At 69.1% G+C, this 24,083-nt stretch carries 22 protein-coding genes; 11 read left to right on the top strand and 11 right to left on the bottom strand.

Annotation, left to right across the window (positions count from 1 at the left end; genetic code table 11):
• The first annotated feature begins 80 nt into the window (after positions 1–80).
• Positions 81–485 carry a RidA family protein gene (locus ACU6XJ_RS22725; protein WP_476315303.1) on the top strand — a complete coding sequence of 135 codons (405 nt, stop codon included), beginning with the start codon at positions 81–83 and terminating at the stop codon, positions 483–485.
• Positions 482–1,867 (top strand): amidase, encoded by a 1,386-nt coding sequence (locus ACU6XJ_RS22720; protein ID WP_476315300.1) that lies wholly within the window; start codon positions 482–484, stop codon positions 1,865–1,867. The genes ACU6XJ_RS22725 and ACU6XJ_RS22720 overlap by 4 nt, the downstream gene beginning before the upstream one ends.
• A gap of 56 nt (positions 1,868–1,923) precedes the next feature.
• On the opposite strand, the gene ACU6XJ_RS22715 is transcribed toward ACU6XJ_RS22720, so the two are convergent.
• From ACU6XJ_RS22715 to ACU6XJ_RS22685, 7 genes are all read right to left on the bottom strand, one after another.
• On the bottom strand, positions 1,924–3,414 hold the full coding sequence (locus ACU6XJ_RS22715) for a trypsin-like serine protease (RefSeq protein WP_476315297.1): 1,491 nt from the start codon (positions 3,412–3,414) through the stop codon (positions 1,924–1,926).
• Positions 3,415–3,676: 262 nt separating this feature from the next.
• The gene (locus ACU6XJ_RS22710; RefSeq protein WP_476315294.1) at positions 3,677–4,330 is read right to left on the bottom strand and encodes an acVLRF1 family peptidyl-tRNA hydrolase; all 654 of its coding nucleotides are present in this window, start codon (positions 4,328–4,330) and stop codon (positions 3,677–3,679) included.
• Between the two features lie 7 nt (positions 4,331–4,337).
• Positions 4,338–4,943 (bottom strand): class I SAM-dependent methyltransferase, encoded by a 606-nt coding sequence (locus ACU6XJ_RS22705; protein WP_476315291.1) that lies wholly within the window; start codon positions 4,941–4,943, stop codon positions 4,338–4,340.
• 82 nt (positions 4,944–5,025) lie between these two features.
• Entirely contained in the window at positions 5,026–6,222 is a 1,197-nt protein-coding gene (locus ACU6XJ_RS22700; protein ID WP_476315288.1) for a S8 family peptidase, read from the bottom strand.
• 285 nt (positions 6,223–6,507) lie between these two features.
• Positions 6,508–7,806 (bottom strand): S8 family peptidase, encoded by a 1,299-nt coding sequence (locus tag ACU6XJ_RS22695; protein WP_476315285.1) that lies wholly within the window; start codon positions 7,804–7,806, stop codon positions 6,508–6,510.
• Between the two features lie 232 nt (positions 7,807–8,038).
• Positions 8,039–9,253, bottom strand: a complete 1,215-nt coding sequence (locus ACU6XJ_RS22690) for a S8 family peptidase (protein ID WP_476315282.1) — start codon at positions 9,251–9,253, stop codon at positions 8,039–8,041.
• Positions 9,254–9,410: 157 nt separating this feature from the next.
• Positions 9,411–10,121: a FadR/GntR family transcriptional regulator gene (locus ACU6XJ_RS22685; RefSeq protein WP_476315279.1), complete on the bottom strand. Its 711-nt coding sequence runs from the start codon at positions 10,119–10,121 to the stop codon at positions 9,411–9,413.
• A gap of 129 nt (positions 10,122–10,250) precedes the next feature.
• On the opposite strand from ACU6XJ_RS22685, the gene ACU6XJ_RS22680 reads away from it, so the two are divergent.
• Both ACU6XJ_RS22680 and ACU6XJ_RS22675 read left to right on the top strand, forming a co-directional pair.
• The gene (locus ACU6XJ_RS22680) at positions 10,251–10,745 is read left to right on the top strand and encodes a gluconokinase (RefSeq protein ID WP_476315276.1); all 495 of its coding nucleotides are present in this window, start codon (positions 10,251–10,253) and stop codon (positions 10,743–10,745) included.
• Positions 10,742–12,106, top strand: a complete 1,365-nt coding sequence (locus ACU6XJ_RS22675) for a GntT/GntP/DsdX family permease (RefSeq protein ID WP_476315273.1) — start codon at positions 10,742–10,744, stop codon at positions 12,104–12,106. The genes ACU6XJ_RS22680 and ACU6XJ_RS22675 overlap by 4 nt, the downstream gene beginning before the upstream one ends.
• On the opposite strand, the gene ACU6XJ_RS22670 is transcribed toward ACU6XJ_RS22675, so the two are convergent.
• Positions 12,103–13,647, bottom strand: coding sequence for a deoxyguanosinetriphosphate triphosphohydrolase family protein (locus ACU6XJ_RS22670; RefSeq protein WP_476315270.1), 1,545 nt, complete (start codon positions 13,645–13,647; stop codon positions 12,103–12,105). The two genes, ACU6XJ_RS22675 and ACU6XJ_RS22670, sit on opposite strands and share 4 nt — an antisense overlap.
• Before the next feature lie 32 nt (positions 13,648–13,679).
• Here ACU6XJ_RS22670 and ACU6XJ_RS22665 point away from each other — a divergent pair, with 32 nt between their 5' ends.
• The 4 genes from ACU6XJ_RS22665 to ACU6XJ_RS22650 all read left to right on the top strand — a co-directional run bounded on the left by ACU6XJ_RS22665 (position 13,680) and on the right by ACU6XJ_RS22650 (position 18,706).
• A complete protein-coding gene (locus ACU6XJ_RS22665) occupies positions 13,680–14,876 on the top strand; it encodes a lycopene cyclase family protein (protein ID WP_476315268.1) in 1,197 nt (398 codons plus the stop codon).
• Between the two features lie 96 nt (positions 14,877–14,972).
• Positions 14,973–16,727, top strand: a complete 1,755-nt coding sequence (locus ACU6XJ_RS22660; protein WP_476315265.1) for an EAL domain-containing protein — start codon at positions 14,973–14,975, stop codon at positions 16,725–16,727.
• A 113-nt stretch (positions 16,728–16,840) separates the two neighbouring features.
• Positions 16,841–17,992, top strand: a complete 1,152-nt coding sequence (locus ACU6XJ_RS22655; RefSeq protein WP_476315262.1) for a carboxylate-amine ligase — start codon at positions 16,841–16,843, stop codon at positions 17,990–17,992.
• A 51-nt stretch (positions 17,993–18,043) separates the two neighbouring features.
• Positions 18,044–18,706 carry an HAD family hydrolase gene (locus tag ACU6XJ_RS22650; RefSeq protein WP_476315259.1) on the top strand — a complete coding sequence of 221 codons (663 nt, stop codon included), beginning with the start codon at positions 18,044–18,046 and terminating at the stop codon, positions 18,704–18,706.
• A gap of 11 nt (positions 18,707–18,717) precedes the next feature.
• On the opposite strand, the gene ACU6XJ_RS22645 is transcribed toward ACU6XJ_RS22650, so the two are convergent.
• Positions 18,718–19,680 (bottom strand): M64 family metallopeptidase, encoded by a 963-nt coding sequence (locus ACU6XJ_RS22645; RefSeq protein ID WP_476315256.1) that lies wholly within the window; start codon positions 19,678–19,680, stop codon positions 18,718–18,720.
• A 90-nt stretch (positions 19,681–19,770) separates the two neighbouring features.
• Between ACU6XJ_RS22645 and ACU6XJ_RS22640 the strand changes: the two genes are divergently transcribed.
• Genes ACU6XJ_RS22640 through ACU6XJ_RS22630 form a run of 3 tightly spaced genes read left to right on the top strand, consistent with a single transcriptional unit; the run spans position 19,771 to position 21,843 of the window.
• Entirely contained in the window at positions 19,771–20,727 is a 957-nt protein-coding gene (locus ACU6XJ_RS22640; protein WP_476315253.1) for a LysR family transcriptional regulator, read from the top strand.
• Between the two features lie 34 nt (positions 20,728–20,761).
• Positions 20,762–21,523, top strand: coding sequence for a MerR family transcriptional regulator (locus ACU6XJ_RS22635; RefSeq protein ID WP_476315250.1), 762 nt, complete (start codon positions 20,762–20,764; stop codon positions 21,521–21,523).
• Entirely contained in the window at positions 21,511–21,843 is a 333-nt protein-coding gene (locus ACU6XJ_RS22630) for a YnfA family protein (RefSeq protein WP_476318583.1), read from the top strand. The genes ACU6XJ_RS22635 and ACU6XJ_RS22630 overlap by 13 nt, the downstream gene beginning before the upstream one ends.
• Positions 21,844–21,885: 42 nt before the next feature.
• Here ACU6XJ_RS22630 and ACU6XJ_RS22625 read toward each other — a convergent pair whose 3' ends face one another.
• Positions 21,886–22,740, bottom strand: a complete 855-nt coding sequence (locus tag ACU6XJ_RS22625) for a poly(ethylene terephthalate) hydrolase family protein (RefSeq protein WP_476315247.1) — start codon at positions 22,738–22,740, stop codon at positions 21,886–21,888.
• The gene (locus ACU6XJ_RS22620) at positions 22,740–23,801 is read right to left on the bottom strand and encodes a hypothetical protein (protein WP_476315244.1); all 1,062 of its coding nucleotides are present in this window, start codon (positions 23,799–23,801) and stop codon (positions 22,740–22,742) included. The genes ACU6XJ_RS22625 and ACU6XJ_RS22620 overlap by 1 nt, the downstream gene beginning before the upstream one ends.
• Between the last annotated feature and the right edge of the window lie 282 nt (positions 23,802–24,083).

The raw sequence follows: 24,083 nt of genomic DNA, 5'->3' as shown, positions 1-24,083 counted from the left end.
ATTTTCCGGGCCGGGTTCCTCGATCAGCTCTGAGGTAAATGGGTGGCGGCATGCGCTTGCCCGCGAGGAGCATCGGGCGCATGGGGATCAAGGTCACGAAACTCAATCCGGCGGAGCTGCACAAGACACCGGGATATCACCACATCACGATCGTCGAGGCCGGTCGGACCGCGTATCTGGCGGGCCAGATGCCGCTCGCCGCGTCCGGCGAGCTGGTCGGCGGGGATCTCGCGGCGCAGATCGACCAGACGGTGGCCAACGCGGTGACCGCGCTGGCCGCGGTGGAGGCGGGACCGGAGGACGTGGTCCGCACCGTGATCTACGTCGTCAGCGGTGACGCCGACGTGTTGGGCGCGGCCTGGGACCGGTTGCTGGCCTCGCCGCTGGCGGCTGCGTTCACCTCGGCGAGCACGCTGCTCGGCGTTTCGGCGCTGGGTGTGCCGGGGCAGCTGTTCGAGCTGGACATCACGGCGGTCCTGCCGTGAGCGACGAGCTCTGCTACCTGCCCGCGCTGGAGGTGCGCGAGCTGATCGCACGCGGCGAGGTGACCTCGTATGAGGTGACGCGGACGCTGCTGGACCGCATCGAGGTGGTCAACCCGGAGCTGAACGCCATCGTCGCGGTCCGGGCCGAGTCGGCGCTGATGGAGGCTCAGGCCGCCGACGACACACCGGAGGAGCGGCGGGGCCCGCTGCACGGGGTGCCGTTCACGGCGAAGGACTTCCTGGAGACGGCCGACCTGCCCGCGACCGGCGGGTCGGCGGCGCTGGCCGGGCAGGTGCCGGGCTTCGACGCGGTGGCGGTGACGCGGCTGCGGGAGGCCGGGGCGATCCTGGTCGGCAAGACGAACATGTGCGAGTTCGGGCTGCGGCCGACCACGGAGAACCTCGTCTACGGCGCCACCCACAACCCGTGGAACCGCGCCTACAGCCCCGGCGGCTCCAGCGGCGGTTCCGCGGCGGCGCTGGCCGCGGGTCTGTCCTTTCTGGACCTCGCAGGGGATGGCGGCGGCTCCTGCCGGATCCCCGCCTCGGCCTGCGGCGTGGTCGGCCTCAAGCCGACACGGGGCCGGGTGCCCGCCGCGCCGTCGGCGTACGAACACTGGTCCGGCCTTGGCACGCTCGGACCGATCACGCGGACGGTGCGGGACGCGGCGCTGATGCTGGACGTGATCGCCGGTCCGGTGGTCGGCGAGCCGTACGGGCTGCCGCCCGCGGAGTCGTTCCTGTCGGCCTGCGACGACGAGGTGCGCGGGCTGCGGGTGGCGTACACGACGAAGGTGGAGCACCTGGACCCCGAAGTGCGGGCGATCTTCCTGGACGGGCTGGAGGTGTTCCGCGGGCTCGGGATCGACGTGGTGGAGGCCGATCCGGGGCTGGACGGGCTGCTGGAGCCGTTCACGACGGTGGCGGCGGGCAACGCGGCGGCGATCGGGATTCAGCTCGGCCCCGAGCTGCTGGGCAAGCTGGAGGACAGCACCGTCGCGCTGATCGAGCGGGGCCGCGAGCTGTCCGCGGGTGACTACTGCGCGGCGCTGCACCGGCTTCGGATGCGGGCGGCGCAGATCCTGTCGTTCTGGACGCGGTTCGACGTGCTGCTCACGCCGACGCTGACCCAGCCACCGCCGCTGAGCGGGGCGATGCCCTCGCGGCCGGACCTGGAGAGCCGCTGGCGGGAGTACGGGGAGTTCATGGCCTTCACCTATCCGGCGAACATCACCGGCCAGCCCGCGATGTCGGTGCCGTGCGGGCACACCCGCGAGCTGAACCTGCCGGTCGGCCTCCAACTGATCGGCGCACCCGCCAGGGAGGACCGGCTTTTCGCACTCGCCGCGGCCTTCGAGGCGGACAGCACAACACAAGGCTGACGCACGGTCGGCCCCGGCCAGGTTCGCCTGACCGGGGCCGACCGTCATTCAGGTGGTCAGACGCCCCACTTGGTGACGGTGAGGGTGTAGGTGGAGGTGCCCACCTTGCCGTCGGCCGAGGTGGCCTTGATCGTGATGGTGTAGGTGCCGGGCGCGGTCTGGAAGTTGGTGAACAGCCAGGCGTTGCTGGTGCCGCCCTGGGCGATGCTGCGCGGGTTGAAGCTGACCTGGGTGCCCGCGGGGGCGCCCTCGGCGGACAGCGTCAGGTTGCCGGTGCCGCCCTGGGCGGTCACCGAGAACTGCGCAAGCTGTCCCTGCTGGACGGTGCCCGAACTCGACGACGGCGTGACCGCGACGCCACCGCTGGGCGCTCCGTCGCCGACGGTCAGCGTGAGGTTGGCGGTGACCCGCTGGCCGCCCGCGTTGGTGCCGGACACGGTGACCGCGTGGTTGCCCTTGGGTGTGTCGGCGGCGGTCTCGAAGGTCACCTTCGCGGTGTCACCGGAGTTGATCTCGGCGGGCTGGAAGGTCGCCTTGGCGCCGGTCGGGAGGCCCGCGGCGGACAGGGTGATCTTCTCGGCGCCACTGGCGCCCTGCGTCGTCTTCACGGTGGCGGAGATGTGCTGACCGGGCTCCACCTTCAGCGTGCCGGGTTCGACGGTGACCTTGTACTCGCCGGGGGCCGGGTCGGTGCCGCCGACCTGCTGCTTGACCCAGTCGCCCATGTCGTTGTCGAGACGGCCGTAGATGGAGTACCACTTGAAGTCCGAGCGGCTCCACGAGCCGACGCCGTAGACCTTGCCGTCCACGATGAACGGACCGCCGCTGTCGCCCTGGAGGATGGTGACCCGTCCGTCGGAGTAGCCGGAGCAGATCATGGTGGCGGACTTGAACCCGGCGCCGACACCCTGGCACTGCTTGTCGCCGTCCACGATGGGCAGGCTCGCCTTGTCGACGGTGACATCGCGAGTGTTGTCGGCGTGGTCCTTCTTGCCGTAGCCGACGCCTACGCCGGTCTTGCCGGGCGCGGCGCCGCCCTTGTCGGCGGAGGTGGCGAAGCTTGCGTATTTCCCGCCGCGGACCGGGATGTCGTCGGCGGTGGTGATCACGGCGACGTCGTAGCCCTGGTCGAAGTTGACGTACTTCGGGTGCTTCTTGTACTCGACCACCTTGGTGTCGAAGGCACCGGTGGTGATCTTCAGGTCGTCGGTGCCGTACCGCATGGACTTCTCACCGGCGGCGTCGGCGCAGTGCGCGGCGGTGAGCACCTTCCGCGGCGCGATGACAGCGCCGGTGCAGGACTGGCCTTCCGGCCGAGTGCCGCCCGCGCGCAGGCCCGCGATGATGAAGGGGAACTCGTCTACCGAGGAGTTCTCGCCCTTCCAGTAGTAGGGGATCGGGCCGGTCTCCTTCGGCGACTCGCTGCCCTCGAAATTCGCCGCGGGCGCATTGGCCTCGGGCATTGCGGTGGCGATGGTGGCGACGAGCGGGGCAATCAGCGCGGCGGTGAGCGCGGCGATGCCCAGATAGCGCTTGCTGGGTTTCACGAGTTGTTCCTCTTCTCGTGGCAGGGGTGATCGCGGTGGTGCGACAGGGGCGCGATGTGCTGCCACTCTCCGATGGAGACGGTGGGGGAACAATCCGGATATCTATCCGTAGGGATACGCGTTTGTGGGTTTCTGGTCCACTCGGCAAACCGGGCGATTTGTTGACTGCCGAGGGTTGTCTGTTTAAGGGTTTGCCTTTGTGAGTGGCGGGCTCGACTTCGTGTTGATCGCGGGGCAGGACACGGTATCGCCCGATCCCGGATCACCGGACGACGATCTCCACGGCGCGAGCCCGGACAGCGGCGTCGTCGAGGATGGACCGGCGAGGCTCCGGCACGTCGAGGACTCGAGTCTCCGCCCGGTCGAACACCGGCGCCAATCGTCGGTCTTCCCGCAGGGAATCCAGTGCCGCTCGATCTCCGCCCAGCACAACGGCGTCCAGTGCGGGCAACTCGGGCAGCAGAACTCGGGCGGCGGTGTCGGCGGCGGCCTGCAGCGCCTGTCGTGCCTGTCCCTCGCGTCGCCGGGCGAAGCGCTGCTGGGACCAGCCGCCCGCCTTGTTGCGGCCGTGGACCTGGCGGCGGTCCGTTGAGGAGGCGATCACCTTCGCGCCCTGGCAGATCCCGACGCTGAAACCGCCCAGGCGCACCAGCAGCAGGCCCAGGCGGCGTTCCACCAGCGCGTGGGCGATCAGAGCGTCCACGGTGGCTGCAGGCTCGTCCGGAAGCGGAGCGAAGGGGACGTCCACAGTGGCGGTCGCGCCATCGGCGGCGGTGACCACGACACGATCGGGTGTCCGGGAGGTGGAGACCACTCCCCCGTGCCCGTCGGCGAATCGGGTGAACCAGCCGTGCAGGCGCTCGGGTTCCACCTCGACGGCCCGGCCGCCGCCGGAGACCGTGCGCACTCGTGCCATCAGCGCATCATGCCGGCGCCACTGCCACCCAGACCGGGAGCGGGTGGCCGCTTTCCTCGGGGGCCAGGCGTTGCACCGCGGCGAAGCCCGCGGCCAGCAGGGACTCCGAAACCTCGTCGGCGGTGAGGACGCGATGTCTGGTGGAGACCGAGCCCGCGACCTCCCACTCCCCCTGGTGGCGCACCAGCTGCACGACCTCCAGGCCGTAGCAGCTGCCGTCCTCGTCCCAGTCCCACAGCTGGACCGTCACCTGCTGTTGTTCGCCGCGGCCCACGACCTTCGGCGGCGGCGCGGTGGGGCGGAGTTTGCGCAGGCCCTCCAGTTCCGGTACGGCGGCGATCAGCAGGCCACCAGGGCGCAGGGAGCGCCAGGCCACGCTGAGGGCGGTGTCCAACGCGCCTTCGTGAGCGAGCCGCGGGAGCAGGTCGTCACCGGCTCTGACCACGTCGTAAGGGCCTTCGGGGGCGCCTTCCAAGAGATCCAAGAGCTCCACGGTGGCGTGTTCGCCAACGCCCAGTACCGCGTTGGCCACCTCGCCCAGGACGTCCTCTGTCGGTGGCGTGGCGACCAGTACCCCGGCTCCCTGCGCGGGGAATCCCTGCGGACCTGTCACTTGAGAGAGACTAAGCCTTCACGGTCCGTTACCGGCGCAACACCCCCTGTTCAGAGCATCGCGCCGGTGTCCGGTGCCGGTCCTACCTGACCCTCAGCAGCTTGTTCGGACTGTTCGGGCCGGGGGCGCGGACCTTGTCGTTGACCGCGTTGTTCACCAGTGCGTCGCGCACCTGCTGCGGAGTGGCGCCCGCGTTCGCGGACAGGTACAGCGCCGCCACTCCCGCTACGTGCGGGGCGGCCATCGAGGTGCCGCTGATGGCCTTGCTCGCGGTGTCGTTGTCCTTCCACGCCGAGTTGATGTTCACCCCGGGGGCGAAGATGTCGACGCAATTTCCGTAGTTGCCGAAGGTCGCGCGCTTGTCGGTGTTGTCAGTGGCGCTGACGGTCATCGCCTCACCAACCCGCGCCGGGGAGGTGTTGCACGCGTTGACGGCGATGCCGAGGAAGTTCCCGTTGCCTGCGGCGATCGAGTAGGTGATGCCGGTCGTGATCGACTTGCGGACGGCCTGGTCGATGACGGTGTCCCGCCCGCCGCCGAGGCTCATGTTGGCCACCGCGGGCTTCTTGGCGTTCTGGGTCACCCAGTCGATGCCCTTCACGACCTGAGCGGTGGTGCCCGCGCCGCTGCAATCCAGCACACGGACCGCGTAAAGCCGCACGGCCTTGGCGACGCCGAACTTGTTGCCGCCCACCGTGCCCGCGACGTGCGTGCCATGGCCGTGGCAGTCGTTGGCGTTGTCGGTGCTCTTCACGGCGTCGAAGCCTGGCTTGGCACGGTCGCCGAAGTCATCGTGCGAGACACGGATACCAGTGTCGATCACGTACGCCGACACGGTGGCCGCGGTGTTGGGGTAGGTGTACTTCTTGTCCAGGGGCAGGGCGTCCTGGTCGATGCGGTCCAGGCCCCAGGACGGCGGGTTCTCCTGCGTTTCACCGATGCGCAGCACCTGGTTCTGCTGGACGTACTGCACCGAGGGGTCGACTGCCAGGCGCTTGGCGGTGGCCTCGGACATGCGGCCCGCGAACCCGGTCAGGGCCGCGGTGTAGGTGTCGAGGACGGTGCCGCCGCCCGCCGCCTGAACCATGTCTGCCGGGGCTGCGCCCTTGCCGTCCTTGAGGACCACGATGTACTCGCCCGCTACCGCGGTCGGCGAGTCGGCCAGTTCGATCTGACCTTCAGCGGCGGCTGAGGTGGCCGCTGCGATCGACGCGGCGACCATCGCCGCGATGGTCGCGGTGACGGCGCACAGCCGCCTCAGTCGTTGCTTCGTACCCACGTCGACCTCCCAGACCGATGCGCCCCTTTTTGGTGCCTGCGATCACTTTCCTTACCGATGAGTATCTCTTACAAAAGGTGTCAAACCGGAACACCCGATAGAGTGCACACTCTGTGGGGCGGCACTAATACCCAAAAGTTTGCCCAGGTCAACCGCCCGACTCGTTACCAAAAGTGAACCCGAAGAGTTGTGATCCATCAGGTTTAGTGATCAGTATTCAAGTATCGGCAAAAGAAACGGGCGGCGCCGCAGTGCGCGGTCGCCGCCCGTTTGGGGAAACGATTTCTAGAATGGCCAGATCTGCTCGAGCAAGCCGCGGTTGCGGGGCTTGCTCGCCCCGTTGCCGGGGTCCTTCTTCGCGCCCGGCACCTGCAACAGCCGGTTCGGCGACTGCCGTCCGGGGTTGCCGATCTGGTTGGTCGCCGCGAGAGCGGTCAGGCCCGCGCTCACCTCGGCCGGGGTAGCGTCCGGCTTGGCCGACAGCAGCAGCGCGGCGACGCCCGCGACGTGCGGGGTGGCCATCGACGTTCCGCTGATGGTGTTGGTGGCGGTGTCGCTGTCCAGCCAGGACGAGGTGATGTCCACGCCCGGCGCGAAGATGTCGGTGCAGCGGCCGAAGTTGGAGAACCGGGCCCGCTGGTCCCGCTCATCGGTCGCGCCGACGGTGATCACCTCGGGCACCCTGGCGGGCGAGCTTCCGCAGGCGTCGACGCCGATGCCCGCGGCGTTGCCGTTGCCGCCTGCGATCGCGTAGGTGACGCCCGCCGCGACGGAGCGCTTCACGGCCTCGTCCAGCACCGCGTCCGCGCCGCCGCCCAGGCTCATGTTCGCCACCGCGGGCTTCTTGGCGTTCTCGGTCACGAAGTCCACGCCCGCGACGACGCTCTCGGTGCTGCCCGCGCCCTCACAGTCCAGCACCCGGACGGCCATCAGCTGCGCGCCCTTGGCGACGCCGAAGGTGTTGCCGCCGACAGTGCCCGCGACGTGGGTGCCGTGGCCGTTGCAGTCCACGGCCTTGCCGCCCTGGGTCACGGCGTCGAAGCCGGTCTTGGCGCGGCCGCCGAACTCCTTGTGCGTCAAGCGGATGCCGGTGTCGATGACCCACGCCTGCACGTTCGCGGCCTTGGTGCTGAAGGTGTACTTCTTGTCCAGCGGCAGCGCCGCCTGGTCCAGTCGGTCGAGGCCGTAGGACGGCGGGTTGGCCTGCGTCTCCAGGATCTGGTGCCGCTGGCTCTGCTGGACGTACTTCACCGAGGGGTCGGCGGCGAGCCTGCGGGCCTGCTTCTCGGAGGTCTTGACGGAGAAGCCGCGCACGGCCGAGGTGAAGTAGCGGCGGATGTTGCCGCCACCGGCTTTGCTGACCATGCCACCAGCGGCGCTGATCAGGTTGTCGACGCTTTCGGCGCCGAAGCTGGGCTTGTCCTTCATCACGACGATGTAGCGGCCGGGAATCGCGGTGGCGGTGTTCGCCTGGACAACGTTGCCTTCGGCCTGCGCCGGGACCGCGGCGGCGAGCGCGCTGATCAGCACGCCCGCGGATACGCCGGCGACAGACCGCCAGCCGAGCCATGTCTTCGGACCCACTCAAACCTCCTCATGCGACCGCGGCAGGGGGACCGCGGTCGGTCACGGCAAAAGGTGGGCAGGCGGTCTGAGAAGCCGCCGGCGCACTCGTACTCCCTCTTACGGGGGGAGGGGACCGTCAGTTCATTCACAGCGCTGTCTCAGTTGGGCAAGTTGGGAACCGCTTGCCGGCGCGTTGTGGCCCGCCGCGGGTGACGGTCGCCACTCGCAGCGGCCGTCACCTGCGGTTTCGTCATTCGTTTGGCACGCCCGGTACCTGGAGGAGCTTGTTCGGCGAGTTCTGCCCGACCGCCTTGACCTGGTCGGCGCTGGTCAGTCCGTCCAGCGCCGCCGCGACGTCGGCGGGGCTCGCCTCGGGGTTGTCGGCCAGCACCAATGCCGCGGCGCCCGCCACGTGCGGGGTGGACATCGAGGTTCCACTCAGGACAGCGGTGCCGTCATCGCTCAAATTGGACAGCGACACGATGTCCACGCCGGGCGCGAACAGGTCGACGCAGGAGCCGAAGTTGGAGAACCGCGCCTTCAGGTCGGTCTCGTCGGTCGCGCCGACCGTGATCACCTCGGGCACCCGCCCCGGCGAGTCGTTGCAGGCGTCAACGCCGATGCCGACCTCGTTGCCGTTGCCCGCGGCCACCGCGTAGGTGACGCCAGCGGCCACGGAGCGCTTCACGGCCTCGTCCAGCGCCGCGTCGGCGCCACCGCCCAGGCTCATGTTCGCGACCGCGGGCCGCACCGCGCTCTCGGTCACGAAGTCCACGCCCGCCAGCACGGTCTCGGTGCTGCCCGCGCCGTCGCAGTCCAGCACCCGGACGGCGATCAGTCGCACGCCCTTGGCGACGCCGACGTTGCTGCCGCCGACCGTGCCCGCGACATGCGTGCCGTGGCCGTTGCAGTCATCGGCGTTGCCGCCCTGGGTGATCGCGTCGAAGCCGGGTTCGGCGCGCGTCTCGAAGTCCTGGTGGGTCTGCCGGATGCCGGTGTCGATGATGAACGCCTGCACGTTCTCCGCGCGGCCTGCGAAGGTGTAGGAGTTGTCCAGTGGGAGCGCCGCCTGGTCGATGCGGTCCAGGCCGTAGGACGGCGGCGCGGCCTGCACCTCGCTGATCCGGTGCCGCTGGCTCTGCTGGACGTACTTCACCGAAGGGTCGGCCGCGATTCGACGCGCCTGCTGTTCGGTGAGCTTGGCTGAGAAGCCGGTCACCGCGCTGGTGAAGTAGCGGCGGACGGTGCCGCCGCCCGCCTTGGTCACCAGCCTGCCGGAGGTGTTGATCATGCTGTTCAGCGAGGGGCCGTCCTTGAGCACCACCACATAACGCCCGGGTATGGCGTTGGCGGTGTTGGCCTGGCGGATGCTGCCCTCGGCGGCCTGCGCGGGAACGGCCACGGCCAACGCGCCCATCAGCAGGGCGGTGACCGAGGGCAGGCTGAGCCTTCGGTACGGAATCACGGGTTGCCTCCTTGGTGGACGCTGTATCCCGAGTTACCGAGGTCACAGCGCGGAGGTTCAGCCGTGGAGGCGACGCACTTGAGACAGCGGATCACCGTGGTCCCGCGTCGACCACGAAGCCGCCAGGCAACCGCACCGCGCGGCATGGGCGGCGACCTCAGGTACGGGGGTCCTCCGCCATCGCCTGGGCGGCTTCGATGATGATCTCGCGCATGGCCTGCGCGGCGGCGTCCTCATCGCCCGCCTGGACGGCCTGCGCGACATCGCCGTGCAGCCGGATGGCGGCCGGGTTCGGGTGGTGCGGCATCAGGTCGTGCCGGGTGCGACCCTTGAGCACTTCGCCGACCACCTCGGTCAGGCCGGCGAGCATCTCGTTGCCGGAGGCCTCCAGCAGGGTCCGGTGGAAGCGGATGTCGGCGTCCAGGAACGCCTCGAGGTCGCCGGACTTGCCGTGCACGGCCATCTCCATCACGGCGCCGGTCAGCAGACCGCACTGATCGGGCGTGGCGTTGCGCGCGGCCAGGCCCGCCGCCACCGGCTCCACCCCGCGGCGAAGCTCGGTCAGCGACTTCAGCTGCGCCTCCCGCTCCCGGCCGTCCAGGCGCCAGCGAATGATCCGCGGGTCGAAGACGTTCCACGAGGAGCGGGTCGCCACCGTCACGCCGACCCGCCTGCGGCTGCTGAGCATGCCCATCGACTCCAGCACGCGGATGGCCTCGCGGACCACCGACCTAGATACCTCGAAGCGGGCTTCCAGCTGCTCGATCCGCAGCACCTCGCCCGCGGCCAGCTCTCCCCCGGTGATCAGCATGCCGAGCTGGTCGAGCACCCCGACGAAACCACCACTGGTCAGCTCTGTAGGCCTCACAGCGGCCAATACTCGCATGATGTGAGGTCAAAGCCAGCCCTGAACGATAAAGAGCAGACTTTCCAGAGTTGTGACTTGTTAAAAGCAGATTATTGGGTGCACTCTGGCGAGGACGCTTCGGGAGGCCACATGTTGCTCGTCGTGATGGGCGTGACGGGGTCGGGCAAGACGACGCTGGGTGCGGCGCTGGCCAGGCGGTTGCAGGTGCCGTTCGCGGACGCCGATGACTTCCACCCGAGGGCCAACATCGCCAAGATGTCGGCCGGTGTCCCACTCGACGACGCCGATCGCCTGCCGTGGCTGCACGCCATCGGCGAGTGGCTCGCCGCGGCACCCGGCGCGGTGGTCGGCTGCTCGGCGCTGCGCCGCCAGTACCGTGACCTGCTGCGGCGGATGGCGCCCGGCACCACCTTCATCCACCTCGACGGCGACCCCGCCGTCGTGGCCAGGCGGGTGGCCGCGCGCGCCGCGCACTTCATGCCCGAGTCGCTGGTCGCTTCCCAATTCAGCACCCTGGAGCCGCTGGCATCCGATGAGCACGGCCTGGTGCTCGACCTGGATCGCTCCGTCGACGAACTGGTCAGGGACTGCTTGATCCACCTCAGCCGAGGAGTGACGACATGAGCACCGTTCTGCTCGCCCAAGCCGCCGAGCTTTCCGCCGGGCGGCTGGTGTCCGCCGCGCTGATCGGCATCGCCCTGATCGTCCTGCTCATCACCACGTTCAAGGTGCATCCGTTCCTTGGCCTCACCATCGGCTCGCTGACCGTGGCCGCGATCGCCGGGCTGCCGATGGACACCGCGATCGGCAGCTTCACCAAGGGCTTCGGCGACACCGCCGCGGGCGTTGGCACGCTGATCGCGCTGGGGGCGATGTTCGGCAAGCTACTGGCCGACTCCGGCGGGGCCGACGAGATCGTGGACACCATCGTCGGGCGGTCCAGCCGCCGCTCGCTGCCCTGGGCGATGGCGGCGGTGGGCGCGTTGATCGGACTGCCGATGTTCTTCGAGATCGGCTTGGTGCTGTTGATGCCGGTGATCTTCCTGGTGTCCCGGCGTTCCGGCCTGTCGCTGATCCACGTCGGCATCCCTGCCCTGGCGGGACTGTCGGTGATGCACGGCCTGGTGCCGCCGCACCCCGGGCCGCTGGTGGCGATCAACGCGCTGCGCGCCGACCTCGGCATCACCCTCGGCCTTGGCGTGCTGATCGCGCTGCCCACCGTGGCGCTGGCCGGACCGGTGTTCGCCAGGTACGCGGGCCGGTGGGTGGACGTGCCCGCGCCGGAGTTGTTCGAACCCCAGCCGGTCGAGGACAGGCGGCGGCCCTCGTTCGGGGTCACCGTCGCAACGGTGCTGCTGCCGGTGGTGCTGATGATGGGCAAGGCGGTGGCCGATCTGCTGGTGGACGAGGGCACCCACCTGCGTGCCGTGCTGGACTTCCTGGGCACCCCGGTGATCGCGCTGCTGCTCGCCACCGTCCTGGCGATGTTCACTCTCGGCCGCGGCGCGGGTATGAACGCCAAGGCCATCGCCAAGTCGCTGGAGCAGTCACTGCCGCCCATCGCGGGCATCCTGTTGATCGTGGCCGCGGGTGGCGGCTTCAAGCAGACGCTGATCGACACCGGTATCGGCAAGCTCATCGCGGGCTGGGTCGCGGGCAGCGGCGTCTCGGTCCTGCTGCTGGCCTGGTTCGTCGCCGTCCTCATCCGGCTGGCCACCGGCAGCGCCACGGTCGCCACCGTGACCGCCGCGGGCATCCTGGTGCCGCTGACCGCGACCCTCAGCCCCGGCGAGACCTCCCTGCTGGTGCTGGCAATCGGCGCGGGCTCGCTGTTCTTCTCGCACGTCAACGACGCGGGCTTCTGGCTGGTCAAGGAGTACTTCGGGCTGTCCATCACCCAGAACATCAAGACGTGGTCGATCATGGAGACGATCATCTCCGTGGCAGGTCTGGTCTTCGTGTTGGCGGCGTCCCTGGTGATCTAGAGGACGAAGGAGTCGGTCCAGAGGCGGGAGGAGCGGCCCGAGAGGGAGTCCAGGAGGGCGGCGGCCTGGGCGTCGGTGAGGGAAGCCACGAAGTCGATCACGGCCCGTCCCCTGGCCAGGCCGTGCAGTTCCTCACCGCGGAGTTGGCCCAGGCTTTCCAGGGCTTCGGGCAGGGCGCGGGCCAGGCGGGTGTACTCGGCCTCGGCGAGGGCGACCAGATCGTGCAGGCGCCGTGGCAGACGGTCGGCTTCGTGCCGGTCGGACAGCCACTGCTCCAAGGCCTCCACCAAGGCGGTGAGCAACCGGGCCTGGCCGCGTTGGTGCAGCGCGAGGTCGGGGCGGAGCAGCACGAAGCGGTGGTGCACGAACTTGAGCACCGCCACCTCGTGCCACTGCTGCGGCGCCAACGCGACGTGCGCGCTGCGGGGATGCGGGTGGGCGATGGCGCCGACGCCCCCGATGAGCCTGCTGGTCCAGCGGGTGGTGAACGCGCTGAGGGCCTGCTCGGCCTCGGCGGAACCGTCGAAGGGCACCGCCAACAGGCCGTCCACCAGGTCGCGGTGCACCAGCGCCACCGCGGCGGCGAAGGCCTCGTCGTCGACCTGCCAGGAGTCCTTGCCGTGCAGCCTGCGCCGCAGCAGTTCCAACGACCGGCCTGGCAGCCTTTGCTGTTCCCGCAGGTCGGCGGTGGGGATCTCGGCGAGGGTGAACGCCTCCCGCTGCCAGGTGCCCAGTTCCGCGGCGACCGTGGCGTGTTGCAGCACCCCGGCGCGGTGGAAGTCCTCAAGGTCGTGGATGGCGTAGGCGACGTCGTCGGCGGTGTCCATCACCGCGGCCTCGACGGTCTGCTGGAACGGCTCGATCCGGCCGTCGAAGTAGGCCCGCGCCTGCACCAGGTCGTCCAAATCGGACAGATACGCGGAGAACTTCGCCGAACCTGCCCCGCGGGCGTCGGGTGTCTCACCCGCTCCCCTGGGCAGCACCGCGAGCGTGCTGGGATGCGGCCGCGGGTAGAACCGGCGGCACCACGGGTACTTCAGCGTCGCCGCGCGCACCGCGGCGGTCAGGTCAAGTCCAGCGCCCTCGGGGCCGCGCACGTCGGTGGTGGTGACGATGCGGAAGGACTGGGCGTTGCCCTCGAAGCCGTCGGGCAGGCCGAACCGGTTGCGGGCGATGCGGTCCAGCACCTGCTCGCCGAGGTGCCCGAACGGCGGGTGGCCGAGGTCGTGGGCGAGCGCGGCGGCCTCGGCTACGTCGGGGTCGCAGCCGCCCACCTTGTCCAGCAGTGCCGCCGTGTCGGCGCTCGCGTTCAACCGCTCGGCGATGGCGCGGGCCACTTGGGCGACCTTGAGGCTGTGGGTGAGGCGGTTGTGCACCAGCAGGCCGGAACCCGCCGGGCTGATCACCTGGGTGACGCCCGCGAGGCGGGCGAAGAACGGGGAGCCCGCGATGCGGTCGCGGTCCGCCCGGAACGGGCTGCTCACCAGATCGTCCCCTGGCACATCGGCCCGCCGCGCCGCCCTCGGATCAAGCTCCGCCATGGTCGCAACCCTAGCTGCGCGATGATGGCACCGTGCTGGATGTGCTGGTCGTCGGCGCGGGCCCCGCGGGCCGCGCGCTCGCGGCCGCCTGTGTGGACGCGGGCCTGCGGACGGGGTTGGTCGACCCCGCACCGGAGCGGGTGTGGCGGCACACCTATGCGGCGTGGGCCGACGAACTACCCGATCTTCCCGATGACGCGGTGGGCTTCCGCAGCGCGCGCAGCCGCTGCTTCGCACTCACCGAACACCGCATCGAGCGGGGTTACGCCGTCCTGGACAACGCCGGGCTGATGCGTCACCAGCACCGGGACGCCCTGGAGGTCGTCACCGGGCGGGCGCGGCTGGTCAGCCACGAGGACCGCTGCTCGGTGCTGGCGGGTGAGGGGTTTCGCCCGCTGCGGGCGCGACTGGTCGTGGACGCCACCGGCGCGGCCAGGACGCTGCTTCCCGCCCGGCCCGCGGGGGCGCCCGCGGTGCAGAGTGCCTACGGCGTGATCGTGCCGCGTCCCGTCGCGGAGCCGCTGCTGCCCGATGGCGAGCCGGTGATCATGGACTGGCGACAGCCGTGGGGCTCGGGCCTGCCGACCTTCCTGTACGCGGTGCCGCTGGATGCCGACCGGGTGCTGTTGGAGGAGACGTGCCTGGCGAGGCGGCCGGGGTTGCCGATGCCGGTGCTGGCGGCACGGCTGCGGGAGCGGCTGCGCGGCGTCGGCATCAGCGTCGGAGACCGGCCGGTCGAGCGGGTGTGGTTCACCTTGGACGACCCCATACCGCCCCGGGGTCGGGTGCTGGGGTTCGGTGCGGCGGCCGGGCTGATCCACCCGGCGACCGGGTACAGCGTGGCGACGTCATTGGGATTGGCGGAACGTGTGGCGCAGGCCATTGCGCGGTCACTCTTGGAGAGTTCAGTGACGGCCGCCACGGCGGGATGGGGCGAGCTGTGGCCCATTGGTGCCCGATTGACCCATTTCACCCGCCGCCGTGGGCTGAGTGCGTTATTGGCTTTACCGCCGAAACAGGTACGCGTCTTCTTTGAGACCTTTTTCACCCTGCCCGTCGAACAGCAGCGTTCCTACCTCTCGGATCGCGCGCACGCAGCCCCCACGTTGGCAACCATGTACCGTCTGTTCAGGCAGGCGCCACCTCGGCTTCGGTTACAGCTCGCATTTGGCGCTGTGCAAGCAAGGCTCTTTTCGGGTGTCAAGCAAGGGGTGCTTACTATTGGATAAAGGGCACGGTCTCGTATTCCGAACCAGTGCCTTAATACATAGAGTGAGGCACTAGGCCAATCGGGGGGTTAGCCCACCAGGTTCGATGAACAACTCGTGAAACCACTCGAAGTGAGGGACACTGCCGTGCACGATCGAGCCGTGCCCGCGCTGGATGATGTTCGATTTGCCTTTCAGCCGCTCGTGAATATCAACACCGGCGGCATTATTGCGGTGGAGGCAGTTGCCCGGCCCACCCGAGGCAGCCTTCACGAGGTGTTCCGCGCCGCTGCACGCGCCGGACAGCTCACCGAACTGGACACCTCCCTGGCCGAATTCGCCGTGCGCTCGGCAGCCGAACACGAGACGCTGCTGCCGCTGCACATCAACCTGCTGGCAGGCACCGTCGCCAGAGACCCCGACGGCGTCGAGCGCTTCCACGAGACGCTCCGCGAGACCGGTCGCCGCCCCGGCGAGGTCATGCTGGAGATCGGCCCGCCGTTCTCCCGCATCGAGCCGAACGCGCTGATGATGGGCTTGCAGTGGCTGCGGGAGGCGGGCTACGGCATCTGCCTCGACGGCCTCGGCTCCGGCGACGTCCCGCTCACCCTCATCACCGAAATCGCGCCGCAGATGGTCAAGCTGGACCGCAGCGTCGTGCACGGCCTCACCCGAGGGCCGCAGCAGGAGGCGCTGCTGGAGTCGATCGCGCTGCTCTGCGAGCGCACCGACACCCAGCTTGCCGCCGAGCACGTGGACTCCGACCGGCACCTGATCGCGCTGCGCCGCCGCGGGGTGCACCTCATGCAGGGCGACCTGATCGCGCCCGCCGCCCGCCGCCCGCCGACCCGGCGCACGCTGGGCAACGTGCTCAACGAGATCACCGACCCCGACCTGCCGGTGGTGCCCGCGCAGAACGCCGGTCCGCGCGTGATCGACTACCTGCACCCGGCCGTGACGCTCCCGGTGGACACCACCGCGGAGGAGGTCCGCAACATTCTGGCCAACGAGCAGGTCTCCGGCATCGTGCTGCTCGACGAGGACGGCCGCCCGGAGTGGACCATCGACCGCAACCGCTTCCTGCTCGCGGTCACCGGGCCCTACGGCCACGCGCTGCACGCCAAGCGCGCCGCTGCCCGGCTGGCCGACAAGCCGCGCATCGTCAGCACCGATGTCACCGCCATCGAGGCGTTCGAGCTGATCGCAGGCGCCGACCCGACCCGGATGTATGACGACGTGATCGTGGTCGACGGAGCGGGCCGCTGTTTGGGCGCGGTGCGGATCAGCGACCTGTTCCGCAGCATCGCGGAAATGAAGGTCGAGCAGGCCGCCGCGCTCAACCCGCTGACCCGACTGCCCGGCAGTGACACCGTCGGCGAGGACGTCGCGCACCGGATCACCGCGGGCGAGCTGTTCGCGGTGAGCTGGCTGGACATCGATGGGTTCAAGCTGGTCAACGACAGCGCGGGCTTCGCCGCCGGTGACGATCTGATCCGCGATATCGGACAGCGGCTCGGCGACGCCTCCGCCGCGCTGCGCTCGGTCTACCTGGGTCACGTCGGCGGTGACGACTTCCTGTTCGTGACCGACCTGGACGACCTGCTACCGCTGGCCGCGGCGCTGGTGGACGTCGACCACATGGTGGCGGATATGAAGATCACGCTGTCGCTGGCGACGCTGCAGTGCATGCCGGGATCGGTGGCCGACTACTCCGAGGTGTCCCGCCTGCTCGCCCCGCTCAAGCGGCACGCGAAGGCGCTGCACGGCAACAGCTGGGTGTTCGGACGGCCGGGAACCGACCGGGTCGACGTGCTGCGCGGCGGCAACCCCCGCAACATCCCGGGCCCCCGACCGATGCAGCGCACCGGCTGAGCCGTTAAATCACCCGGATAACGTCTCCCCGTGAGCCGCGCACTCGCCCGTAGCATGGGGTGGATGACCTCAGATAGCTACGGTACGTAGCCGGTCATCATGTGGGAGGCGTCGTGGCGTCGATTGAGGTTCCCGAACGGCCGGCCGCTCCAAGCAGAACGACAGTCGCACTACCCGATGATCCGCTGACGGTCGGTGTCGAAGAAGAGTTTCTCCTGGTCAACGGCAATGGTGAGCTGGTGCCGCTTGCCGAGGACATCATCGAGGACCCCGCATTGGGCGAGCTCGACCTCCAATATGAGATCACCCAGTTCCAGGTCGAGACCAACAGCCCGGTCTGCACCAGCCTTACCCAGCTTTACGAGGTCATCACCGCAGGTCGCAGGCGGTTGGCGGCGGCCGCGGAAGCGCACGGGTGCAGGCTCGTGGCCGCGGGTGCCCCGGTGCTGCCGTACGCGGTACCGCCGCCGATGGTGAGCACGCCGCGTTACGTCCGACTGGTGGACTACTACGGCGCCCTTTTCGATCATCAGACGATCTGCGGCTGCCACATCCACCTCGGCGTGGACGATGAGGAACAGGCCATCCAGCTGTGCAACTTCCTGCGTCCGTGGCTGCCGGTGTTCCTCGCCATGAGCGCCAACTCGCGGTTCGCGGGCGGCCGGGACACCTGCCACGCCAGTTGGCGGTATCTGACCTGGTCGCGGTGGCCCACCTCCGGGCCCCCGCCGCTGTTCGGCTCGGTCACCGCGCACCGGAACACGGTGGCAAATCTGATCAACTCCGGCGCGGCGCTGGACCAGAAGATGATCTACTGGGATCTGCGGCCCTCCGCCCGCTGGCCGACCGTCGAAATGCGGGTCTGCGACACTCCCGCCACCGCGGGCGAGACGGTGTTGTTCTCCGCGCTGGCCAGCGCGCTGGCCCGGACCGCGCTGCGGGAGATCCGCGTCGGGCGGCCCGCGCCGCCGGTGGACCGCGAGTTGCTGCGGGTGGCGTTGTGGCGGGCCGCGCACGACGGCATGGAGGGCAGCGGCATCGACGTGTTCAGCGGCAGGTTGGCGCCTTTCGACACCCTCGTCGACCGGCTGCTTGGCGTGGTGCACCCGGTGCTCGCCGACAGCGGCGAGCTCACCATGGTCACCGATCTGCTCGCTGAGCTGCGCGCACGCGGTTCGGGCGCCCGCAGGCAGGTCGAAGCGTTCACCGCGGGCGGTTCATTGCACAGCGTTGTGCAGATGCTGGCGGATCAAACACCGTCGTGAGGTTTAACCGGTTCAGGTTTGGGAACCGGCCAAACCGGGCAAGTGTCGCTCATGAAGCTGACCGTGGTCCTGGACGTCGACGGCACCCTGGTGGACACCAACTACCACCATGCGCTGGCCTGGTCCCGAGCCTTTGCCCGCAACGGAATGACGGTGCCGCTGTGGCGCATTCACCGGGCCATCGGGATGGGCGGGGACCAGCTTGTGGCGCAGGTCGCGGGCAGCAGGGCCGAGCAGCAGCACGGGGACGCGGTGCGGGAGGCGTGGACGGAGGAGTTCAAGCCGCTGCTGGAGGAGGTCGTGCCGTTCGAGGGCGCCCGCAGGCTGCTGGCCGATATCAAGCAGCGCGGCTGGAACCTGGTGCTGGCCAGTTCCGGCAAGCCGGAGCACGTCGAGCACTACCTGGACCTCTTCGACGGTCGGGAACTGGCGGACGCGTGGACCACGGAGGCCGATGTGGACCGCACCAAGCCCTCGCCGGAGCTGATCGAGGTCGCACTGTCCAAATCGAACGGCGAGCACGCCGTCGTCATCGGGGACACGGTGTGGGACTGCGAGGCCGCCCGCCGGATCGGGCTGCCCGTCGTGGGCATGCTGACCGGCGGCGTCGCCGAGAGCGAGTTGCTGTCGGCGGGCGCGACCTCGACCTATTACAGCCTGGACGGCCTGCGCGCGGACCTCGACGACATCCCGTTCGCGCGCAGACCGTCCTGACCTGTCCGTGATTACTTTTCTTCCAGAATCGCCTCGATCATGGCGTCCCGGCTCGGCAGGTTGAACGGTTTGCCGAGGGTGCGCATGAGGGAGTCCTGGCTGGGTCGGTACATGCCGGTCTTGCAGTAGCGGGAGCCCTCGATGGCGCCGATGACGCCGCCGTCGGGAGTGGACTGGCCGAGGTAGCGGTACCACTTGGCCTTGCGCGCCGCCAGTTGCTGGGCGTTGTAGGTGCTCGAGTTGATCTCGCGGTGCTCGCGGCGGTCGCAGGTGCCGTAGTCGTACTCGTCGGCAAGGCCGCCGATGGAGTGGCCGAGTTCGTGGATGGCCACCTGGTAGGACTTGGCGTTGCCGCCGGAGGATGTGGCGACGCCGCCGCCCGCCCCGCCGTACTTGGTGGAGTTGCCCAACGCCAGCACCTGGTCCACGTCACGCGCGGCCGAGGCGTACTGCCGGGCCTTGGTTTCGTTGACGCAGAGCAGGCGTTCGATGTTCCCGCACCAGAAGTACATGTCCAGCGCGGTGTTGCGGCGGACGCCCTGGCTGGGGTCATTGTCCACACCGGACTGGGCGGAAATAACGTTGACCTGCCAAATATTGAACTGTGTGCGATAGGACTTGAAAGGTTCCACCGCGAACAGAGCGGCCACGCTGGCACGCACCTGTTCGCCGTAACGGGTCAGCTCCGACTGGGTGTATCCGTCTCCGACGTAAACCAAATCAAAATGGTTCTCGCTGGGCCCGTTCACCTCGATCGGCACCACCTCGGCGGTGGCCGCGGCCGCCCGCGAGGCGGGCGTGCGGTCGGAGGCAGGCCTGCTGACCTGGGCACGGGTGATCTCACCGCTTTCGGAGAAGACCTCCATCTGAGTGGTGTTCGATTCGTAATCCGCACTCGCGGTGGGGGTGACGTACAGCAGGGTCGAGACGATCGCGGTCGCGATCATCGTGGGCAGCACAGAGGAAATTCGCATTGTTTACTCCCGCAGGGGTGGGAATGCAGAAGACGATGACGAATTTCGGAGGGCTTGGGGAACCCCACGGTTATCCATAAGCTCCCGGTGATGGAAGTGGAGTTACGGCACCTGAGGACGATCTGCGACCTGGCCGACGCGGGCAGCATCAGCCGGGCCGCGGTGGCCATGGGCACCACGCAGCCCGCGCTGACCGCGACCCTGCAGCGCATCGAGCGGCGGCTCGGCGGCGTCCTGTTCGCCCGCAGCCGCGAGGGCATCGCGCCGACCGCGTTCGGTGATCTCGTGCTGCGGCACGCCCGAACCGTGTTGGCCGCGGCGGACGATCTGACCTACCGGATCGCGGGTTGGCTGGCCGACGGCTCGGCGCGCCCGGTGGGCCTCGGCGGGATCGCAGGCTCCGTGGTGGTGGAGTTGGCGGACAAGCTGACCGCGCTGCTGCCGGACTCCGCGCTGTCCATCACGATCGACAACTCGCCCCGGCACCTGCTCGACCTGCTGGCGGGCGGTCGACTGGACGCCGCGGTGCTGGTGGACTACCCCGGGCATGAGTCGGAGCCGCCACCGGGAATCCGCATGCACCCGTTGGCGACCGAGCCGGTCTTCCTCGCGCTGCCCGCCGACCACCCGGCCGCGGCCTCGGCCGAGGTGGAGCTTGCCTCGCTGGCCCACGAGCCGTGGGTGCTCAGCGACTCCGACGGCGCGGGCTGGCCGGAGTGCTTCGAGGCGGCCTGCCTGCGCGCGGGCTTCCTGCCGAGGGTGGCGCACCGGATCGCCGATCTGCGTCCGTTGCAGGAGATCGTCGCCGCGGGCCGGGCCCTCTCCCCCTGCCAGGCCACGTTCACCCCGGTGCCGGGCATCGTGGTGCGACCGCTGGTCGGCGACCCGGTTCGGATGCGCTACCTCATCGCCTGGCACACCGACGGCGCCTTCGGTGCCCAGGCGGAAACCCTGGTCGCGAAGGCGGAGGAGGTCTACCGCCGGGACAGCGACCGCAGTCCGCACTACCGCGCCTGGCGGGTCCTCCGCAGTGGTGACGCGCCTTGACCTTCGAGTCGAGTGGAAGGTTTACCGTCGAGGCGTGACGACCTATCGGATATCGCAACTCGCCGAACGAGTCGGGATGCGACCGACCACGCTGCGGTTCTACGAACAGGCCGGGCTGTTGCCCGCGCAGCGCTCGGAGTCCGGCTACCGGCTCTATGACGAGGCTGCCGTCGAACGGTTGGGGTTCATCGCCTCCGGCAAGCGGCTCGGCCTGCCGCTGGAGGAGATCCGCGACCTGCTGGGAGTCTGGGAGGACGGCCTGTGCACCGATGTGCGCAGGCACCTTCGCCCGCTGCTTGTGGAGCGCATCGCCCAGGTTGAACAACGCGCCGCCGAACTGGACGCCTTCGTCGACCGACTGCACGAGGCGTTGTCCGAACTCGACGGGCCGCCCCGGCCCGGCCGCTGCGACGAGGAATGCGGGTTCCTGCACCACGAGCCCGACCCGCGGCCCGTGCCCGCAGAGTTGAGCCCGCGCCGACCCGACGAGGACGAGCCGGTACCGATCTCCTGCACCCTCAACGGCGACGACCAGCCCGAACGCGTCCGGCACTGGCACCGTCTCTTGGGTCACGCGCAGCGCCGCGAGCCCATCGATGGCGGTCTGCGCATCCACCTGCCTTCACACCTGGCGGGCGAGGTGGCCGCTCTGGCGACGGCCGAGCAGGAGTGCTGTGCCTTCTTCACCTTCACGCTGCACCTCTCCGCCGCGAGCGTGCTACTCGACGTGCGCGCCCCCGCCGAGGCCGCCCCGCTGCTCACCGAGATGTTCGGCGGTTGCTCGTGCTCGTCCTGAAGTCGATCGCGTTGTTCATACTGGCCGCGCTCGCCGAGATCGGCGGCGCGTGGCTGGTTTGGCAGGGAGTCCGCGAACACCGCGGCTGGATCTTCATCGGCGCCGGGGTGATCGCACTCGGCCTCTACGGGTTCGTGGCGACCCTGCAACCCGACGCGCACTTCGGCCGCATCCTGGCCGCCTACGGTGGGGTCTTCGTCGCGGGTTCGCTGGGCTGGGGCATGGCACTCGACGGCTACCGCCCGGACCGCTACGACGTGATCGGTGCCATGGTCTGCCTGGCGGGCGTCGCCGTGATCATGTACGCGCCACGCGGCTGAACCCTGGAGTCCGCACGTCACGAACTCCAGGGAAACCGACGGTCAGCCCTCGTGGGGGCAGGTGTTGCGGTATTCGGAGATGGTGCTGTCAGGCGCCGGGGGCGGGCAGAGGAACTGCTCGTATCGGGTGTCGTTGTCGATGAAGCGTTTCAGCCAGGAGATGCTGAACTTCGCGATGGTGGTGTGCGGGGAGTTGGTGACGAAGTGGTCGCCCTTGACTTCCAGGTACGCCTTCTCCGCGGCGGCGGGGAGGCTGCCGTAGAAGGGCTCAGCGTGCGAGCCGACCGGCGCGATAGCGTCGGCCTCCGCGCCGACGACCATGGTGGGCGTGGAGTTGCCCGACCAGTTCTGGTTGAGGTGCCAGGGTGCCAGCGGGATCGCGGCCTGCATGGTGGGGCGCTTCTTCGACGCCGCCAGCGAGCCCCCGCCGCCCATGCTGTGGCCCATCACGCCGAGGCGGCTGCCGTCGATGCGATCTTTAACCGCGCTGGACTTGGTGAGGTAGTCCAGCGCGGCCAACAGCTGATCACCACGTTGGTCCGGTTGATCGAACGGAGCCGTGGTGTCGATGGTGATGACGACGAAGCCCTGTGAAGCAATGCGTGGGCCGTACCAGGAAATCGCCGACTGGTTCTCGGTGAAACCGGGCGAGATCGCCACTGCGCCGAAGGTTCCCTGGCTCGTGTCGGTTGGATAATAGACCGTTCCGCCTGCGAATCCAGTCCCCGCGGGCACTTTTGTCTGCGTAATCGCGAACGGGCCGGTGGACGCCTCCACGCTCTGCTTCGTCGGCGCAGGTCCGCGCTCGTAGGGGTTGTTCGCCGCGGCCGGTGTCGCGGTGACCAGCGCTGTGGTCAGCGCGAGTGCCGCGGTCAGGCCGAGCCTGCGTCGTGTCATCACTTGTCCTCGGCAATCCAGGCGATCATGATCGACATGGCGTGGTCGTCGGCGTAGTGCGAGTGGTACACGCTGTGCAGGCCCAGCTTCTGGCCCACGGCCACCTTGCCGAGGTCATCGCCGATACAGGTGCTCATCGACTCGATGTGGCCCTTGTAGGCCGGGATCTTGTCGTAGCCTGCCTTGGAATTGCACAACACGGCGCCGGTGTCCAGATTGGACAGAGTGATCTCGGAGCCGCCGTCGTGGACGTGCCCGCCCGCGGCCTTCACGGTGCCGCTGATCGTGGACGGCCACTCCCACTTGGTGTGGGACTCCCCCTTGGGGATGGGGTGCTCGGAGTTGCCGCAGTTGGCCGCGTCCAGCCAGACCGGGGTGACCTCCTTGGCCGCGCCCGCGGGGACGTGCGTCATGGTCATGTCGAAGAACACCAGCTGGGGCGCCGGGGTCATGCTCATCAGCTCCACCATCGTGCTGGTGACCGGCAACCCACCGAGGTGCATGCCGTACCCGGCGGGCAGCACGCCGCCGCTGCGCTCGTTGCCGGAGGCGAAGAGACGGCGGCCGAGCTTGCCGACACCCTTGTCCGGGCAGGTGATGTCCTTCTTGAACGGGTCGAAGACCACCGCGTGGTGCAGCATCACGCCGGTGTCGTAGTTGGCGGGCTTGCCGTCGAGGTAGGTCAGGTTGGGCTTGACCGAGGTGACCAGACAGTTCACACACGGGTTGACGGTCGGCAGGAACAGCGTGGTGTGCGTGCCGTGCATGGGCTCGTGCGGTCCGTGGAACGGCTGCACCGCACCGTGCTCGTGGCCGCCGTGATCGTGGCCGCCACCGAGGTGCGGCGTGGTGAGGATCGGACCGATGCGCACGACGGTCTTCGTCTCACCGCTCGCCAGCCGCTCCTGCTTGAGGATCTTCGACGGAATGGCGCTGGTCAACTGGGGAAGTGCCGGTTCGGTTTCCGCCGCGGCGGGGATGACGCCGCCCGTCATCGCGGCGGCCGTGGCGAACGTCAGTGCGGCCGCGGCAATTCTTCGCGGCAAGGCAAACCTGGGCATGGGAGACAGCTCCGTTCACAGGGAGGAATTGGTGCTGTCTCGGGAAAGTAGCGCCGGGGACTGCCCGTGTCCAGGAACACATTCGGTCGCCACTGCGACTCGGGCCAAGCCCTGCGCAGCTGCACCGAAACTGTCATCCCGCGATGATCGCCGAAACGGATTTCAGCATCAGGATTCGTATTGTCAGGCGGATGACAAATTCGACGCCCCCGCGCCTGCCGATTCGGGTTGCGAGCGAAAACCGATCGCCGACATTAGGATGGCGGCGACCCACGGCCACGC

Source organism: Actinorectispora metalli (genome assembly GCF_056323685.1).
Note: the sequence above shows the minus strand (reverse complement) of the source record. Positions and strands in the feature narration are given on the sequence as shown.